Genomic DNA, 15520 nt, shown 5'->3' with positions numbered 1-15520 from the left:
GTGGTGATGCAAGGGCATTCGCCGCCGGCCCGGCCGGCGGCCCTACGAGCCGAGGGAACCCGTGAGTGACACCCCATTCGGATTCGGCCTCCCGCCGGAGGAGCCGGAGGACGGCGACGACGGCAAGCAGAAGGGCGGCCACGGCGGCAGTCAGGGCCCCGCGAATCCGTTCGGGTTCGGCGCGGGCGGTGGCGGCGGGGAGAACCCGTTCGCCGCGATGTTCGGGTCACTGAACCCGAGCGACCTGGGCGCGGCCTTCCAGCAGCTGGGCCAGATGCTCTCGTACGAGGGCGGCCCGGTGAACTGGGACATGGCCAAGGACATCGCCCGGCAGACGGTGGCGCGCGGCACCGCGGACGGCACCAAGGACGCGAGCGTGGGCCCGGCCGAGCGCGCGGCGGTCCAGGAGGCCCTGCGCCTGGCCGACCTGTGGCTGGACGGCGTCACCTCGCTGCCCTCGGGCTCGGGCACCGCCGTGGCCTGGAGCCGCGCCGAATGGGTCGAGGCCACGCTGCCGGTGTGGAAGGACCTGGTGGACCCGGTCGCCGAGCGGGTCGGCGCGGCCATGGGCGACGTGCTCCCCGAGGAGATGCAGGCCATGGCGGGCCCGCTGCTCGGGATGATGCGCTCCATGGGCGGCGCGATGTTCGGCACCCAGATCGGGCAGGCGGTGGGCGTGCTGGCCGGCGAGGTCGTCGGCTCCACGGACATCGGGCTGCCGCTGGGGCCCGCGGGCAAGGCGGCGCTGCTCCCGGTCAACATCGCGGCGTTCGGCTCCGGGCTCGGCGTCCCCGAGGACGAGGTCCGGCTGTACCTGGCGCTGCGCGAGGCCGCCCATCAGCGGCTGTTCTCGCATGTGCCGTGGCTGCGCTCGCATCTGTTCGGCGCGGTCGAGGGGTACGCCCGGGGCATCAAGGTCGACACCGCGAAGCTGGAGGACGCGGTCGGCCAGCTCGACCCGACCCACCCCGAGCAGCTGCAGGAGGCCCTGCAGCAGGGCATGTTCCAGCCGGAGGACACCCCGGCCCAGAAGGCCGCGCTGGCCCGTCTGGAGACCGCTCTGGCGCTCGTCGAGGGCTGGGTGGACGCGGTGGTGCACGCCGCCGCGGCGCCCCATCTGCCGTCGGCCGACGCGCTGCGCGAGACGCTGCGGCGCCGCCGGGCGAGCGGCGGCCCCGCCGAACAGACCTTCGCCACGCTGATCGGCCTGGAGCTGCGGCCGCGGCGGCTGCGCGACGCCTCGCGGCTGTGGGCCTCGCTGACCGACGCCCGCGGCCTTGACGGGCGCGACGGGCTGTGGGCCCACCCCGACATGCTGCCGACGGCCGAGGACCTGGACGACCCGGACGGCTTCGTCCACCGCGAGCAGCTGGACTTCTCCGAGCTGGACAAGATGCTCGGCGAGGCCGCGGGCGGCGAAAAGGGCACCGGCGGCGAGAAGGGCACCGGCGGCGCTCAGGACGGCGAGGACGACGGCAAGGGCGGCGGGGAAGACGGCGGCAAGGGCGAGAGCGGCCGGTGAGCCTGCACGAGGACGCGGCGCGGGTGCTGCGCGAGTGGTCCGCGCCCGACGACGGGCAGGAGCGGCTGCGGCTGGCGTACGGCGACCATCTGGCCGCGTATCCGGACGGGATGTGGAAGGCCTGCCAGGACGGCCACATCACCGCCAGCGCGCTGGTGATCGACCCGTCCCGGGGGCGCGTCCTGCTGACGCTCCACCGCAAGCTGAAGATGTGGCTCCAGATGGGCGGCCACTGCGAGCCCGGGGACGCCACCCTGGCGGACGCGGCGCTGCGCGAGGCCACCGAGGAGTCAGGCATCGAGGGGCTGACGCTGCTGCCGGCCGGCCCGGTGAAGCTCGACCGCCATCTGACGCCGTGCGCCTGGCACCTGGATGTGCAGTACGCGGCGCTGGCCCCGCGGGACGCGGTGGCGGCGATCAGCGAGGAGTCGCTGGACCTGCGCTGGTTCGGCTATGACGAGGTGGCGGGCGTGGCCGACGAGTCGGTGCGCCGCCTGGTGACCCGTACCCGCGCGCTGATGTGAGGGAGGCGCGCGGGTACGGCAAGCCCCACGGGTAACGGCGAGCCCCGGGCCGCCGTGCCCGGGGCGTCAGCCGCCGCCGTCCGGCACTGCCGTCCGGCACCGCCGTTGGCCGCTGCCGTCAGTTGCTGAAGATGTTGCCCTGGTTCTGCCCGCGGGCACCCTGCTGGCCCATGCCGAACTGAGCGGCCGCCCCGCTGCCGATCACCGCGTTCTGCGGCGGCAGCAGCTCGCTGGGCTGCACCAGCGCATAGCCCTGGCCGAGGAAGCTGAGCTCCCAGCCCTCCCCCGTGTTGCCGCGGCGCCGCCACACTCCGCTGGAGTGCGTCTGCGCCTGCATCTGGACCCGCAGCGAGGTGGACCAGGCGACGATGGCGTCCGCGTCCACGTTGACGTACTTGTCGGGGGTGACCTGCAGCATGAGCGGCTGGCCCGAGGTCATCAGGGCCACCTTGCCCCGGCCGGAGATGTTGAGGTTGTACTTCCCCGAGCCGGAGATGCCGTACTGGCTGTCCACCGCGATCGACTCCCAGTGCAGGGTGGAGTCGAGCGCGAGCACATAGGCGCTGTCGACGGTCAGCCCCTCGTGGTCCACGTCCACGACGTGGACGTGCTGGGCGAGGTTGGCCAGGTAGACCGTGCCCTGACCGGAGCAGCGCATCAGGTCCAGCGCCTCCCCGGTGCGGGCCCGGGCGCGCCGCTGCCCCTGCGTCTGGTATTCGCCGTCGAACTCGATCAGCCCCTGGTAGGCGACCATCGTGCCCTTGCGGGCCAGTACGTCCTGGTGGCCTTCGAGGGAGACCCGCAGCAGCTGCGGGTTCTGCAGCGCGTAGCGGTCCTGGGTCTGGTTCTCGGTGAGGCCGAAAAGCGGGCTCTGCATGATGTCTTCGCTCCCCCTCAGCCCCGCGCCCGGAGCCGGTCAGTGCTGTCCTCGCTGGGCTGGACGACGACGAAGCCCTGCCCGGAGAAGCCGAGCTGGTAGGCCTCGCCGCTGCCCCGGCCGATCAGGGACGACGCTTTGAAGCTGCGCTTCCCCTTCACCTTGAGGTTGGTGGACCAGGCGACGAGCGCGTCCGGGTCCACGTACGTCTCGTCCTCGCCGCGGCCGCAGTCGACGACGATGGGGGTGCCCCGGGAGGTCAGGGCGACCCAGCCGGTGCCGGAGACGCCCACGTTGAACAGGCCCTGCCCGGCGAACTTGGCGATGCCCTTGACCCGCTCGACGCCCCACTGGAGGTGGGCGTCGAAGGCGAGCAGATTGGTCCCGTTGACCGACAGCGAGTCGCCGTTGAGGTTGACGCAGACGACGTCCGCGCCGTAGTCGGCGAGATAGAGCAGGCCGTCGCCGCTGCACTTCATGAGCGGGGCGCCCTCCCCGGTGAGCCACTGGGAGGCCATCTGACGCACCGCGGGCGGGTTGGGCTCGTACTGGACGAAGCCCTCGTACGCGACCATCGAGCCGGTGCGGGCGTAGAGGTCCTGGCCGCTCTGCATGGCGACCTTGAGCATGCTGCTGCCGTGGTTCTCCATGCGGGCGGAGACCGGGGCCGGGGCGTAACCGGTGATCAGTTGCTGGTCCATGGCGGTCCCTTTAGACCTCGTAGGGCTGGACGACGATGAAGTTGCCGGGCGCACCGCGGAACTGGAGGTTCACGGTCTCCCCGCTGTGGCCGGGGTAGGCGTTGCGGCGCAGCCGCACCTGGCTGGAGATGATCACCTGCGAGGCGGCGGACCAGGCGACAATGGCATTGGCGTCGGCGAAGGTCGTGGGGGTGACCGGCAGTACGACGGGCGTGCCCAGGGTCTTCACGATCACGGTTCCGGTGCCCTGGAACTGCATGGTGAACAGCGCGCCGCCGGGAATCCCGTGGCCCTCGATCCGGCGCACCTCATGGTGCAGCCCCTCGTCGAAGGCGAGCACGCTCTCGGCGGACACACAGATGGCGTCGCCCTGGAGCTCGATCGGGTGAAGTTCGGCGGCGTTCTCCGCGAGGAAGACCTGGCCCTGGCCGGAGCAGCGCATCAGCTGCATCTCCTGGCCGGTCGCGTTGCCGACGATCCGGCCGCGGAAACCGGCGCCCTTGTAGCTGAAGTCGACCTTGCCCTGGTAGAGCACCATCGTGCCCTGGCGGGCCAGGATCGGCTGACCGCCGACGCCCAGGTCGGCCCGGATGAGCCGCGGGTTCTGCGGCGTCCAGCGCTGGCCGGTGGGCGCCTCGCGGTACTTGGCGAGCGCGGCCTGGACACCGGGGGCGGCGGCGCCCTGCGGCTGACCGTACGGACCGGGCTGGCCGGGCTGGGCTCCTGGATACGGGGCGGGCTGGCCGTACGGGGCCGGGGGCGCCTGGCCCGGGGCCTGGCCGAACTGCGGCTGCTGGCCAGGGAACTGGCCGGGCTGGCCCGGGGGCGGCACCTGACCGGGGGGCGTGATCGGCGCGGCGATGGTCGGCGCCGCGTGCACCTGCGGCGGGGCCGCCGGAGGGGGCGTGCTGCCGGGCGGCGGCGCGAAGCCCTGCGCGGGCGCGGGCTGCGGGGCCTGGGGCGCGGGCTGCGGCGGGCCGAAGTCCGGGGCGGGCTGCGGCGCGGCGGGGGCCCCGCCCGCCGGGGGCGCGAACCCCGGGGCGGGGGCGGCCTGGCCGGGCGGCGCGAAGCCGGGGGCCGCGCCCTGGGCGGGGGCGGGTGCGGGCTCCTCCTCCGCGACCTCGCCGCCGAAGTTCTTGAGCAGCGCGTCGAGGCCGCCGTCGAAGCCCTGGCCGACCGCGGCGAACCGCCACACGTCCTTGAGGTAGAAGTCGCCCAGCATCACGGCGCGCTCGGTGCTGAACTCCGCCCCGGTGAAGGAGTACCGGACGACCTCCTCGCCGCCCGCGACGACCCGGATGTAGCCGGGGCCGACCTGGGACATCTGGCCCGCGCCGTCGATGGTCGCGGTGAAGGAGAGCTTGTGGATGTGGGACGGGATGCCGTCGAGGGTGACGCGGAACGACTCGGTGTCCCCGGCCTGCGGCCCGAGCTGCTGAATCGCTTCCTCGGGGGACTTGGGCTGGTTGAAGAAGATGAAGTAGCGGTCGTCGGAGAGCCGCTCGTCCGCGTCGAGGCCGAAGCAACTGATGTCGAAGGTCAGACCGGGACCGGCGATCTGCACGCCGACGTACAGGTCCCTCCCCGCCGTCAGATCACTGAGCTTGGCCTTGTGGCCGCGTTGGAATTCCCTGGCCATACGTAACGACCGTCCCCCATCCCGATAGCGGAGAATGCATTGCGCGCCAGGCTAACCGCTGCCGCTGAGAAGGAGCGACGCCGGGGAGCGGGGTGTGGTTCCGGGGACTACTCCTGCGGGGCCGAGGAGAGGTGCGGCAGCCTTCCCGCGGCCACCACGCCCTCCAGGTACCCGCGCGCCCGCTCGGTCCGCGGATACGCCTCCAGCAGCCGCCAGAAGCGCTGGCCGTGACCGGGCACCAGCAGATGCGCGAGCTCGTGGACGAGGACGTAGTCCACCACGTACTCCGGCATGCCCTGCAGACGGTGTGAGAGCCGGATGCTGCCCTCGGACGGGGTGCACGACCCCCAGCGGGTGTTCTGGTTGGTGACCCAGCGGACGCTGGCGGGGCGGGCCCGCCCGCCGAGGTACTGCTCGGACAGCCACTCGGCGCGGGCCGCGAGCTCCGCGTCGCCGAGCATCCGCTTGCTCTCCTGCGCGGCGAGCTTGTCGAGCATGACCCTCACCCAGCGCTGCTCCTCGGCCTCGGACATCCGGGCGGGGAGCAGGACGATCGTGCGGTCGCCCTCGCGGTAGGCCGAGACCGTTCTGCGCCGCCGTGTGCTCCGGCGGACCTCGACCGCGCCCGGGCCCCGGCTCTGTGGGCCCTGGGCGCCGCGTGAGGTTCTGGCGGCGCTGTGCGAGGGGGTCTCCCCGGCGAAGCGGGGGGAACGGTCGGCGGACACCCCTTGACGTTACCCGCTGGCAGCCGGGGAAGTCCCGCCGCGCACCGGGTTGCGGGGCGAACCACTCCACGGTGGTCACCGCTTGTACGACTATCGCGCGGGGCTGTGGATAACTTTCGGCGGCGGCGCGGCGGGGCCGCGCATGCTGGGGGCAGTCCGACGGCGACGAGGGGGATCGATGACGGGGGCGGAGATGACGAGGACGGCGACGACCAGGACGGGGACCACGAGGACAGGGACAGCGGGAACAGGGGCAGCGGGGACAGGGGCGGCGGTGACGGCGGCAAGCACGGCGCATCCGATGCTCAAGCCCGCGCTGCGGCGCGGCTGGCGGAGCCGGGACACCGTGCAGTTCGGGGTGGCCCGGGCCCATGCGGTGGTGCTGGGTCCGGTGGACACGGCGACGGGCAGCTTTCTGGAGCTGCTGGACGGGACGCGCGGGCTGCCGCTGCTGCGGCAGGAGGCCAGGGCCTTGGGATTGCCGGAGGGGCAGGCCGACGCGCTGGTGGAGCGGCTGACAGCGGCCGGTCTGCTCGACGATCCGATGGAGGGCGGCGGGCGGGCGGCCACGGCCTGGCGCCGCGGCGCCGCGCTCGACCGGCTGCGGCCCGATCTGGCGGCGCTGTCGGTGCTGTGTCCCGAGCCGGGGGCGGCGGCACGGCTGTTGGCGGCGCGGGGCGCGATGCGGGTGCAGGTCAGGGGCGCGGGCCGGGTCGGGGCGGCCGTGGCGGCGCTGTTGTCGGCCTCCGGGGTCGGGCAGGTCGATGTGGTGGACGGCGGCTGTGTCGAGCCATGGGATGTGACGCCCGGCGGGCTGCCGGCCGAGCGGATCGGGGAGCGGCGGGACGCGGCAGCGCGCGGCTTGGTGCGGCAGGCGGCGCCGGGCCCGCGGCCGCGGAGGCCGGCGGCGGGGTCGGTGCCGAGGGCAGGAGCGGCGCCTTCCGGCGAGCCGGGGCTGACCCTCGTGGTGATCGCCCCGCGCGACGGGCTCGCGGCATACGCACCGGATCCCGCGGAGGCCGAGCCGCTGCTGGCGTCGGGGACGCCCCATCTGTATGCGGGGGTCCTGGAGGCGACGGGGGTGGTGGGGCCTCTCGTATTGCCGGGGATCACGCCGTGCGCCGGATGTGCCGCCATGGGGCGCACCGAGCGGGAGCCGACCTGGCCGAGGATGCTGGCGCAGTGGCGGTCCGGCCGCCGCCGGCCCACATGGGCCTGCGACACCGCGTTGGCCACAGTGGTCGCGGGGGTCACTGCCGTGCATGCGCTGGGGTTCCTGGACGGGCGGCTGCCGGCCAGCGCCGGAGGGCGGCTGGAGGCGGCGCTTCCGGCTCTCACCTGGGACACCCGGCGGATCGAGCCGCATGCGGAGTGCGGCTGTGGTGCGGTCGACCGGACTGATGCGGTATATGCCTCGGTTGTCGAAGCGCCGCACGCGACAATGTCCGGGTGACCGACGTCCGCCAAGTGGGCGACGGGGGTCCGGGGGGCCACCCCCGGGAATGGCTCAGCTGTAGTTGGAGGGCGCATGTCCGATCTGCCGCGCAAGGCGATCACCCGTACCGCCAAACTGGCGACGCTGCCCTTGGGATTCGCCGGGCGCGCCACGTGGGGGCTCGGGAAGCGGATAGGGGGGCGGCCGGCGGAGATCGTCGCGCGCGAGGTGCAGCAGCGCACGGCCGAGCAGATGTTCAAGGTGCTCGGGGAGCTCAAGGGCGGGGCCATGAAGCTCGGCCAGGCGATGTCGGTCTTCGAGTCGGCGCTGCCGGAAGAGATCGCCAGGCCCTACCGGGCGGCGCTCACCAAGCTCCAGGAGGCGGCGCCGCCCATGCCGACCCGCACGGTCCACACGGCGCTGGAGCAGCGGCTGGGGGCCGAGTGGCGCGAGCTGTTCACCGAGTTCGACGACAAGCCCGCGGCGGCCGCCTCGATCGGGCAGGTGCACCGGGCGGTGTGGCACGACGGGCGCACGGTCGCGGTCAAGGTGCAGTACCCGGGCGCGGGCGAGGCACTGCTCTCCGATCTGAACCAATTGAGCCGGTTTGCCCGAGTATTGGGGCCGCTGGTGCCGGGCCTGGACATCAAACCGCTCATCGCCGAGCTGCGCGACCGGGTGTCGGAGGAGCTTGACTACGAGCTGGAGGCCGAGGCCCAGCGCATCCATGCGGAGGAGTACGCCGGCGATCCGGATGTGATGGTCCCCCAGGTGGTGCACCACAGCGACCAGGTGCTGATCACGGAGTGGCTGGAGGGCACACCGCTCTCCGAGGTGATAGCCGACGGCACCCCCGAGGAGCGGGACCGGGCCGGACAGCTGCTCGCGCGCTTCCTGTTCTCGGGCGCCGCCCGCACCGGTCTGCTCCACGCCGATCCGCACCCGGGCAACTTCCGGCTGCTGACCGGTGACGCCCCGGAAGGCCCTCCGGAGAAGTGGAAGCTGGGGGTCTTGGACTTCGGCTCGGTGGACCGGCTCCCGGAGGGGCTTCCCGAGCCGATCGGGATCGCGCTGCGGATGGCGCTGGAGGGCGACGCCCAGGGGGTGTACGAGCTGATGCGGGGCGAGGGATTCGTCAAGCCGACGATCGAGCTCGACCCGGACGCGCTGCTGGACTTCCTGCTGCCGATGCTGGAGCCGGCCCAGGTGGACGAGTTCACCTTCGACCGGCAGTGGCTGCGCCGCCAGGCGGCGCGGGTGGCGGACCGCCGCTCGCCGGTCTACGAGCTGGGCAATCAGCTCAATCTGCCGCCCGCCTATCTGCTGATCCACCGGGTGACCCTGAGCACCATCGGGGTGCTGTGTCAGCTGGGCGCGGAGGTGCGGCTGCGGCAGGAGCTCGAGGACTGGGTGCCCGGCTTCGCCGAGCAGTACGAAGAGGTGGAAGCGGAAGAGGCAGAGGGGCCGGGAGAGATGGCAGAGGGGGAAGAGACGGCGGCGGAGTTCGTGGAAGACGCGTCCGAGAACGGGGCTGAGCACAGGGCTGAGCACGGGGCTGAGAGCGCGGCCGGGAAGCCGGCACCCCAGTCCGCGGAGAAGGCGGCGGAGGCATCCGCCTGAGGCGCCCGCCCCTGAGGCGCCCGCCTCCTCCGGGCCGGTCTTTCGAAGGAGCGGGCAGCAGCAGGGGCCGGCCCGACCGGACCGGCCCCTGCTGCCCCCCGTTACCGCACAGCGGCGTTACTGCATGACCGCCATGGCCAGAGCGCGGCGGGCGCGGAGCGAGGCCCGCTCCGCACGGCGCTGCATCCGCCGGGCGGCGGCCAGCCTGACGGCGCTGCGTTGGGACTCGGCCTCGTGCAGTCGTTCCTGCATATGCGCACGGGCCAGGGCTTCTGGGATGAGTTGCATCTCGCGGGTCCTTTTCTGGCGCGACTCGGTCGCACCCGAGGTGTTACGGGCGGGGGTGTCAAAGACGGATGGGGTCATCGTCGGGACCTGTTTCATCGGGTCGTGCGTCGCGGGACGATCGATCGTTCCGGTGGTGTTCATGCCATGACCGGGTTCTTGCGCGGGCGACCACGCGGCCGCTTCCGGGCGACGACGACGCCCTGGACGAAGAGCTCGCCACCCCACACGCCCCAGGGCTCACGGCGGTCCTTGGCACCGGCGAGGCAGGCCTCCCGCAGCGGACAGGTCTGGCAGAGCGACTTGGCGTACTCGACGTCGGCCGGCGACTCGGCGAAGAAGACCTCCGGGTCGTAGGAGCGGCACGGAACGGCGACACCGAGGTTCTCGATGGCCTCATCCAACTCGGTGAGGGCGGTGAGCGGCGTCAAGGAGTCCTCCGAAGGGTCGGGCGGGGGGATCAGGTCGGTTGCTACGGACGGCGTGTGTGCCTTGAGTTGCACGGTCGTCTGTTCCTCGTCTTTTCGGTCCGGCTGGTGGCCGGGCGCTGGCAAATCAAAAGGGCCGCGGATCCCGGTGTGGGTTCCGCGGCCCTGGAGGGTGCCGACCTGATCGTGGATCAGGCTGGATAACTCCAGGGTCCGAGCCCGCGGAGGGCCCACTTCTCGTGGTGCTGCTGCGTCGTCCGGGATCCGGCACCATTGGCCGCAAAGGCATAGGCAATGGCCTGTGCCGTCGCTGCTACCGCAGGTGCCTGGATCGGTCGCTCGCTGAGACGCGCTTCACTGGCGCCGGCGGACACACCGGTGCCAGGCAGCTCGGAGCCGAGCAGGCAGGTGGCGACGACCGAACGATCGGTCATTTTGGTGGTGTTCATGAAGCTGATCATTGGGCTCGCCTCCTCTCGGCGTCTCAGGGACCGTCTCGAAACCGGTCCGGCTTGTTCAGTACAACACGGATTCCTCGGATCCCGGAAGGGCCGTTGTCTCCGTGCTCGGAAGGCTATGGGTATGCGCTCCACGCGCGCAAACTATTTTTCCGTCGAGTTTTGCGCGGGATCTTCGGAACCGCTTCCACCGGTCCCGTCGACACCCTCCGCCCGGGTGAGTTCCCGCCCGGAGCAGAGCGCGAGGACGTCGGCGCCGAACTTGTCGAGCTTCCGCCTCCCCACTCCAGGGATGCCCGACAGCTCCGCTTCGGTTCCCGGCACGGCCTCGGCGATCGCCAGCAGCGTCTTGTCGGTGAAGACGCAGTAGGCGGGCTGGCCCAGCTGCCCGGCCTGTTCGCCCCGCCACTCCCGCAGCCGCTCGTACAGCGCCTCGTCCAGCTCCGAGGGGCAGTCCTCACAGCGCCTCAGCTTCATCTCGCCCGCGTCCGTGAGCGTCCTGCCGCACACCCGACAGTGGACCGGGCCACGCACCTTGCGGACCTGGCCATATGACGCGCCGCCGCGCTCGATGCCGCCGGCCCCGCTCGGCGTGCGGGGGGCGGGGGCCGCGGAGCCCGGCCGCAGCCCGTTCAGAAAACGGCTGGGGCGGCGGTTCGCACGGCCTCCGGGAGAGCGCGAGAGGGCCCAGGAGAGGGTCAGATGGCGGCGGGCGCGGGTGACCCCCACATAGAGCAGCCGACGCTCCTCCTCCACCTGCGGATCGGTCTTGGCATAGGTGATGGGCACCATGCCCTCGGTCAGCCCGACCAGGAAGACCGCGTCCCACTCCAGGCCCTTGGCGGCGTGCAGTGAGGCGAGCGTCACACCTTCGACCGTCGGGGCGTGCTGGGCCGCCGCCCGCTCGTCGAGCTCCGCCACCAGATCGGCCAGGGTGGCCTCCCGGCCCGCCGCCAGGCGGCTCGCACAGAACTGCTCGGCGAGCCGCACCAGCGCCGCCAGGGACTCCCAGCGGTCGCGCACCGCGCCCGACCCGGCCGGGGGCTCCGGCGTCCAGCCGCGGGTGCCGAGCACGGCCCGCACCTGGGAGGGGACATCCGCGTCCGTCAGCGCGGGGTCGGCGTTTCCCGCGCGGGCCGCGCCGCGCAGCAGCAGCCCCGCCTCGCGCACCTCAGGGCGCTCGAAGAACCGCTCGGCGCCACGCAGCTGGTAGGGCACCTGGGCATCGGCCAGCGCCTGCTCGTACACCTCCGACTGCGCGTTGACCCGGTAGAGGATCGCGACCTCGCTCGCCGGGACCCCACCGCCGCCCTGCCCCACGGGGGTGATCAGCTCGCGGATCCGGCGGGCCACCCCCTCGGCCTCGGCCGGCTCGTCCGCGTATGCCGTGTAGACCGGGTCGGGCCCCGGCTCGCGCTGCGAGACCAGCTCCAGGCGGTGGTCGGCCGCCCGGCCCCGGGCCTGGGCCAGCACCCCGTTGGCCAAGTGGACGACCTGGGGGGTGGAGCGATAGTCGCGGACCAGCTTGACGACCGTCGCGCCCGGGTGCCGGGTGCGGAAGTTCAGCAGGTGGTCAGGGGTGGCGCCGGTGAAGGAGTAAATGGTCTGGCTGGCGTCGCCGACCACGCACAGGCTCTCCCGGTCGCCGAGCCACAGCTCGAGCAGCCGCTGCTGCAGCGGGCTGACGTCCTGGTACTCGTCGACCACGAAGTGCTGGTACTGGCGGCGCACCTGGTCGGCGATGTCATGCCGCTCCTCGAGCACTCCGACCGTCAGCAGCAGCACATCCTCGAAGTCGATCACTCCGCGGTCGCGCTTGAGCTGCTCGTACATCGCGTAGATCCGGGCGATCTCGGCGGCGTCGCGCGGGGCCTCCCGGCCGGACTTGGCGGCCACGGCCGGATAGTCCTCGGGCACGGTCTGGGTGACCTTCGACCACTCGATCTCCCCCGTCACATCCCGCAACTCATTGCGGTCCAGCCGGACCCGGCAGCGCGCCGCGGCCTCCGCGACCAGCTGCACCTTCCGCTCGACCAGGCGCGGCACCTCGCCGCCCACCGCCTTGGGCCAGAAGTACTGCAGCTGGCGCAGCGCGGCCGAGTGGAAGGTGCGCGCCTGCACCCCGCCCGCCCCCAGCTGCCGCAGCCGCCCGCGCATCTCCCCGGCCGCCCGGTTGGTGAAGGTGACGGCGAGCACACTCGCGGGCTGGAAGACGCCCGCCCGCACCCCATAGGCGATCCGGTGGGTGATGGCACGGGTCTTGCCGGTCCCGGCCCCGGCCAGCACACAGACCGGGCCCTGCAGGGCCGTGGCCACCTCGCGCTGCTCCGGGTCGAGCCCTTCGAGCACCGCGTCGGCGTCGGGCGGAACCGCCGCGTACTCGGCCGGCGCGGAGACCCGCGGGAAGAGAGGGGAGGGCGTTGCTGCTGTCACCCCGCCATGCTGCCAGGTCCGCTGAGACCGCCGGGACGGTTGTCCACAGCCCTGCCCGTCCGGTCATCCCATCCGCTTGTCGTACGGATGTGGTGGGAATGCGATGACGACTGCGGACGTTCCACCACTGCCATCACACCGAGCCCCAAGGAGAGTAAAGACCGATGTCCGGCACTGTGACGATGTACAGCACCACCTGGTGCGGCTACTGCCGCCGCCTGAAGAGCCAGATGGACCGCGAGGGAATCGCGTACACCGAGGTCAACATCGAGCAGGACCCGGAGTCGGCGGCCTTCGTCGAGAAGGCCAACGGCGGCAACCAGACCGTGCCGACCGTGCTCTTCGCCGACGGTTCGACCCTGACCAACCCCTCCCTCGCCCAGGTCAAGGCGAAGGTCGGGGTCTGAGCCGCGCACCGGGGCTCAGGCCCGGGGCAGCGGTTCCCCGTACCAGAGCTCGATCAGACGGGCCGCGATCGAGATTCCCGAGGGGGGAAGCACCTCCCCGGACTTGAACGCGGCCCGCAGCTCGTCCCGCGAGAACCAGCGCGCCTCGTGGATCTCCTCCCCGTCCACCTGGATCCGGGAGGAGGTCGCGCGCGCCATGAAGCCCAGCATCAGGCTGGAGGGGAACGGCCACGGCTGGCTGGCCACGTACTCGACCTCGCCGACCGTGACGCCCGCCTCCTCCGCGACCTCGCGGACCACGGCGTGCTCGATGGACTCGCCCGGCTCGACGAACCCCGCCAGCGTCGAGAATCGCCCCTCGGGCCAGTGCATCTGGCGGCCCAGCAGCGCCCGGTCCTGATCGTCGGTCACCAGCATGATCACGGCCGGGTCGGTCCGCGGGTAGTGCTCGGCCCCGCAGGCCGGGCAGCGGCGGATGTGTCCCGCCGCCGCGATCACCGTGCGCTCGCCGCAGCGCGAGCAGAAGCGGTGCAGCCGCTGCCAGTTCTCCAGCGCGACCGCGTGCACCAGCAGCCCGGCGTCCCGCGCCGACAGCAGGGCGCCCGCCTCCCGCAGCCCCGCGGGGCGCGCCGACTGGTCCATCCGGCCCGGCAGCGCGTCCTTCTGCAGCGCGAAGTAGCGCACCCCGTCCTTGTCGGTGCCCAGGAAGTAGCGGTGGTTCTCGGTGGGCGGGGCCTCGAAGGACGGGGTCATGACGAGTTCGGTGCGGCCGTCCGGCGCGTCGTCGACCAGCGCCTGACCGCCGGAGACCACGAAGACCCGGGTCGTCGGGTGGCTCCACGCCGCGGCCAGCCACGCCTCGTCCAGGCGGTGGTGCGCGGCACGGTCGATGCCGCTCGCGCCGCTGAGCGTGATCGGTTGGGCGGCGGTGCGATCGGTCCAGGTGGTCACGGCTGCTTCCAACTCCCCCTGAGAAACGGGTGCTTTACATACATAAGCGCTAGACGGCCCGGTTTTCCGCGAGTTCGCCCCACAGATAGGCGGCCGTCTCGGCGCCCTTCAGGAGCAGGTCGAGCTCGACCTTCTCGTTCGGCGCGTGCCAGCCGTCGGAGGGCACCGAGATGCCCAGGAACAGCACCGGCGCGCCGAGCACGTCCTGGAGATCGGCGGCCGGGCCCGAGCCGCCCTCCCGGGTGAAGCGGATCTCCGCGCCGAAGGCCCGCCCCATGGCCCGCGCCAGCGCCTGGAGCGCGGGGTGGTCCAGGGGGGTCAGACAGGGGCGGGTGGCGTTCCCGAAGGTGATCTCGTGGCGGATCCCGGCCGGGAGCCGGGTCGCGACCCACTCCCGCACCGCCAGTTCGACCTTGTCCGCGTCCTGGCCGGCGACCAGCCGGAACGAGAGCTTCAGCTGGGCGTACGACGGCACGATCGTCTTGCCGCCCGGCCCCTGGTAGCCCCCGCCGATCCCGTTGACCTCCGCGGTCGGGCGGGCCCAGATCCGCTCCAGGGTGGTGTGGCCGGCCTCGCCGAGCGCGGCGTGCGAATGCGCGGAGCGCAGCCAGGCGCGCTCGTCGAAGGGCAGCTCGGCGAACAGTTCGCGCTCGCGGTCGGTCAGCTCCACGACCCCGTCGTAGAAGCCGGGGATCGCCACGCGGCGGTCGGCGTCGTGCAGGGCGGCGGCCAGCCGGGCCGCCTCGGTCGCCGGGTTCGGGACCGCGCCGCCGAACGAGCCGGAGTGGATGTCCTGGTCAGGCCCGTGGAGATCGATCTGGCAGTCCACGAGCCCGCGCATGCCGGTGCAGACGGTCGGGGTGTCCTCGGACCACATCCCGGTGTCGGAGACGATCACGGTGTCACAGGCGAGCCGGTCGGCGTGCGCCCGGATCAGGTCGGCGAAGTGCGGCGAGCCGGACTCCTCCTCGCCCTCGACGATCAGCTTGAGGTTGACCGCGGGGGCGGTACGGCCGGTCGCCGCGAGGTGGGCCCGTACGCCCAGGGTGTGGAAGAAGACCTGTCCCTTGTCGTCGGCCGCACCGCGCGCGTACAGCCGACCGTCCCTGACCGTGGGCTCGAAGGGCTCGGTGTGCCAGCCGTCCTCGCGGGCGGCGGGCTGGACATCGTGGTGCCCGTAGACCAGGACGGTCGGGGCGCCCGGGTCGCCGGAGGGCCACTCGGCGAAGACGGCCGGCGCCCCGGCCGTCGGCCAGGTCTCGACCACCGGAAACCCCGTGGCGGTCAGGCTCGCCGCCAGCCACTCCGCGCTGCGCCGGACGTCCTCGGCGCGGGCGGGGTCGGCCGACACGGACGGGATGCGCAGCCACTCGGCGAGGTCGTCGAGGAACGCGGCGCGGTGAGCGTCCACGTAGGCGCGGACGGCGATGTCCGTGTCCGGGGTATTACTCATGCACTTGAGCCTATCCGGCCCGGAACGGTGCCAGGGCCGGGGTCCGCGCGCGGCCGCTGCCG

15 protein-coding genes are annotated in these 15520 nt (G+C 72.7%); 5 read left to right on the top strand and 10 right to left on the bottom strand.

Going from position 1 to position 15520, the window contains the following annotated elements:
• Positions 1 to 61: 61 nt before the first annotated feature.
• Positions 62 to 1522, top strand: a complete 1461-nt coding sequence (locus tag ACFZDL_RS25385; RefSeq protein WP_353592452.1) for a zinc-dependent metalloprotease — start codon at positions 62 to 64, stop codon at positions 1520 to 1522.
• The gene (locus ACFZDL_RS25380; protein WP_353592451.1) at positions 1519 to 2046 is read left to right on the top strand and encodes an NUDIX hydrolase; all 528 of its coding nucleotides are present in this window, start codon (positions 1519 to 1521) and stop codon (positions 2044 to 2046) included. The genes ACFZDL_RS25385 and ACFZDL_RS25380 overlap by 4 nt, the downstream gene beginning before the upstream one ends.
• A gap of 118 nt (positions 2047 to 2164) precedes the next feature.
• Here ACFZDL_RS25380 and ACFZDL_RS25375 read toward each other — a convergent pair whose 3' ends face one another.
• The 4 genes from ACFZDL_RS25375 to ACFZDL_RS25360 form a co-directional block, all read right to left on the bottom strand.
• Positions 2165 to 2923: an AIM24 family protein gene (locus ACFZDL_RS25375; RefSeq protein ID WP_353592450.1), complete on the bottom strand. Its 759-nt coding sequence runs from the start codon at positions 2921 to 2923 to the stop codon at positions 2165 to 2167.
• A gap of 17 nt (positions 2924 to 2940) precedes the next feature.
• Entirely contained in the window at positions 2941 to 3624 is a 684-nt protein-coding gene (locus ACFZDL_RS25370; RefSeq protein ID WP_353592449.1) for an AIM24 family protein, read from the bottom strand.
• A gap of 10 nt (positions 3625 to 3634) precedes the next feature.
• Positions 3635 to 5263, bottom strand: a complete 1629-nt coding sequence (locus ACFZDL_RS25365; RefSeq protein WP_353592448.1) for a TerD family protein — start codon at positions 5261 to 5263, stop codon at positions 3635 to 3637.
• A gap of 107 nt (positions 5264 to 5370) precedes the next feature.
• Complete coding sequence (locus ACFZDL_RS25360) at positions 5371 to 5988, bottom strand: M48 family metallopeptidase (RefSeq protein WP_353592447.1); 618 nt, start codon at positions 5986 to 5988, stop codon at positions 5371 to 5373.
• 301 nt (positions 5989 to 6289) lie between these two features.
• Between ACFZDL_RS25360 and ACFZDL_RS25355 the strand changes: the two genes are divergently transcribed.
• Complete coding sequence (locus ACFZDL_RS25355) at positions 6290 to 7441, top strand: ThiF family adenylyltransferase (RefSeq protein WP_353592663.1); 1152 nt, start codon at positions 6290 to 6292, stop codon at positions 7439 to 7441.
• 75 nt (positions 7442 to 7516) lie between these two features.
• Positions 7517 to 9043 (top strand): AarF/ABC1/UbiB kinase family protein, encoded by a 1527-nt coding sequence (locus ACFZDL_RS25350; RefSeq protein ID WP_353592446.1) that lies wholly within the window; start codon positions 7517 to 7519, stop codon positions 9041 to 9043.
• A gap of 117 nt (positions 9044 to 9160) precedes the next feature.
• On the opposite strand, the gene ACFZDL_RS25345 is transcribed toward ACFZDL_RS25350, so the two are convergent.
• The 4 genes from ACFZDL_RS25345 to ACFZDL_RS25330 form a co-directional block, all read right to left on the bottom strand.
• Positions 9161 to 9472 carry a hypothetical protein gene (locus ACFZDL_RS25345; protein WP_353592445.1) on the bottom strand — a complete coding sequence of 104 codons (312 nt, stop codon included), beginning with the start codon at positions 9470 to 9472 and terminating at the stop codon, positions 9161 to 9163.
• A complete protein-coding gene (locus ACFZDL_RS25340; RefSeq protein WP_043486847.1) occupies positions 9469 to 9831 on the bottom strand; it encodes a WhiB family transcriptional regulator in 363 nt (120 codons plus the stop codon). Before ACFZDL_RS25340 ends, ACFZDL_RS25345 begins: the two co-directional genes overlap by 4 nt.
• A gap of 116 nt (positions 9832 to 9947) precedes the next feature.
• Positions 9948 to 10217: a hypothetical protein gene (locus tag ACFZDL_RS25335; protein ID WP_353592444.1), complete on the bottom strand. Its 270-nt coding sequence runs from the start codon at positions 10215 to 10217 to the stop codon at positions 9948 to 9950.
• 141 nt (positions 10218 to 10358) lie between these two features.
• Positions 10359 to 12647 carry an ATP-dependent DNA helicase UvrD2 gene (locus ACFZDL_RS25330; protein ID WP_353592443.1) on the bottom strand — a complete coding sequence of 763 codons (2289 nt, stop codon included), beginning with the start codon at positions 12645 to 12647 and terminating at the stop codon, positions 10359 to 10361.
• 164 nt (positions 12648 to 12811) lie between these two features.
• On the opposite strand from ACFZDL_RS25330, the gene ACFZDL_RS25325 reads away from it, so the two are divergent.
• Positions 12812 to 13054 (top strand): mycoredoxin, encoded by a 243-nt coding sequence (locus ACFZDL_RS25325; protein WP_311729737.1) that lies wholly within the window; start codon positions 12812 to 12814, stop codon positions 13052 to 13054.
• Positions 13055 to 13069: 15 nt separating this feature from the next.
• On the opposite strand, the gene nudC is transcribed toward ACFZDL_RS25325, so the two are convergent.
• Positions 13070 to 14005 (bottom strand): NAD(+) diphosphatase, encoded by a 936-nt coding sequence (nudC, locus tag ACFZDL_RS25320; protein WP_353592442.1) that lies wholly within the window; start codon positions 14003 to 14005, stop codon positions 13070 to 13072.
• 49 nt (positions 14006 to 14054) lie between these two features.
• Positions 14055 to 15458, bottom strand: coding sequence for a dipeptidase (locus ACFZDL_RS25315; RefSeq protein WP_353592441.1), 1404 nt, complete (start codon positions 15456 to 15458; stop codon positions 14055 to 14057).
• Positions 15459 to 15520: the final 62 nt, after the last annotated feature.

Origin of the sequence: Streptomyces sp. NPDC007917 (genome assembly GCF_042959105.1) — a bacterium.
Taxonomy (GTDB): domain Bacteria; phylum Actinomycetota; class Actinomycetes; order Streptomycetales; family Streptomycetaceae; genus Streptomyces.
The sequence above is the reverse complement of the archived record's forward strand: the minus strand, read 5'-3'. Positions and strand labels throughout refer to the sequence as shown.